The organism is Bradyrhizobium sp. STM 3809 (genome assembly GCF_000239795.1).
Lineage (GTDB): Bacteria > Pseudomonadota > Alphaproteobacteria > Rhizobiales > Xanthobacteraceae > Bradyrhizobium.
In genome coordinates, this window is record NZ_CAFJ01000488.1 from 1 (window position 1) to 1,713 (window position 1,713).

At 69.0% G+C, this 1,713-nt stretch carries 1 protein-coding gene; it reads left to right on the forward strand.

The annotated features are described in order from the left end of the window. Positions 1–225: 225 nt before the first annotated feature. On the forward strand, positions 226–1,713 hold a 1,488-nt coding region (locus BRAS3809_RS22530; protein ID WP_035657703.1), incomplete at its 3' end, for a hypothetical protein.

Below are 1,713 nucleotides of genomic sequence, written 5' to 3' on the forward strand. Positions count from 1 at the left end.
TGCTGCTCGCTGTGCTGATGTGCAAAGCCGATCCTGCGCAGGGAAAAGGCCGGTCAGCGCCGAATATTCGGGCACCGCCCGCCACATCTGTTCCACCTTGTCGGCGCAAATCCGCCCCGGATGAATCCCTAAAACCCAGGTAAGCCCAGCAAAAGTAAGATTTTGGCAATCAATCAAACGCTAACTAAGGTTACCAAGGGCTCAACGTCATCCGGAGACTTGAACGTGAGCGAGCAAAAGGCCGAACAGTCCAGCCTGGTCATGGCCGATCCGGCCATCGCCGATGCTGAGCCGGTGCTGAAGACCTCTGCGTCCCCCGATGCACTCCATGCCGCGGAAGCAGGCCCAGCGCCGCTCGCGCAAGCGATGATCGCGCCCGATCACGAGGCGCCGCTCGCCGACCGCGCGTCCGACGATGTGAAGGCCGCGCCCGAACTGGCCGCGCCGAAGCCGGAAGCAACGTCCGAACCCGTCGTTGTCGAGGCCGCCCGGGCCGAGACTGAAATGAAGGCCGAGCCGACGGCACCCGAGGCGGTGAAGCCCGAGCCGAAGCGGCTCGATCTGGTCAAATCCGACAAGGCGAAGGCGGATGCGGTCAAGGCCGAACCCGTCAAAATTGCCGGCGCGAAGTCGGGGCCGACCAAAGCCGCCCAGGGCGCTGCCAAATCGCCGTCCACCATTCTGGATCTGATCAGGACCGAGCCGGTCAAGCCGGAGCCGGTGAAGACCGTGGCTGCGGCCGGCGACCTGCTCAAGGTCGAGACGCCCAAGCTGTCGACGCTGGCGGCCAACCCGCCGAAGATCGGCCCGATGGGAAGCACGGCGCCGAAGCCGGAGATGCCCGTGAAGCCGGAGACGGCGATCAAGGCGGAGACGGCGGCGAAGCCTGGTACGGCCGCGAAGTTCGAAGGCGCCGCCAAGCCTGAGCCGATCGCCAAGCCTGAGCCGATTGCCAAGGCTGAGCCGATCGCCAAGCCCGACCCGATCGCGAAGGCGGAGCCTCTGGCCAAGCCCGAGGTCTCCGCGCAGCCGGAGCCGGTCATGAAGGCCGAGCCCGCGATCAAGCCGGACGTTGCGCAAAAGCCGGCCGCTGCGGCCAAGCCCGAGGCGCCGGCCGTGCGTCCGGCCGCCGCGACTCCGGCCATCGCGACGGAGGCTCCGCGCGCGGCCGCGATGGCCGGGGCGGCAGTCGACAAGGCCACCGCCTGGGCCAAGGCCAAGCTGAAGGCCGAGCCGTTCAAGTTCAATCCGGCCGCCAAGCCGTCGCCGGCTGCAACGGGGGCGGCGGCTGCCGCCTCCCTGCCGCCGCAGGCTGGCAAGGCCGCACGCGCGATGCCGACGGGCCGAATCGGGCTGCCGGCCGTCGCCGCGGTCGTGCTGCTGGCGATGGTGGTCGGCGGCGTGGCCGGCGGTCTGGTGACGGCCACCTTCATCGACCGCAATGCGCAAGGCGGCGTGGCCGAGAGCGGCGCGGGCGCTGCCGCGGATCCGACGCTGAGCGCCGCGATCTCGCGGATCGACAACGAGCTCGCCACCCTCAAGGCGAGCCTCGACCAGACCAATCAGACCAGCCTGGTCGAGCTCAACAAATCGGCCGAGCGGCTCGATCGGCTCGAGAAGGTGCTGGGCGAGCTGGCGACCAGGGCGTCGGGCAAGCCGAGCGAATTGCAGCGGCTGAGCGAAGCCGTCGAGCGGCTGCGCGCGGCGCAGGCT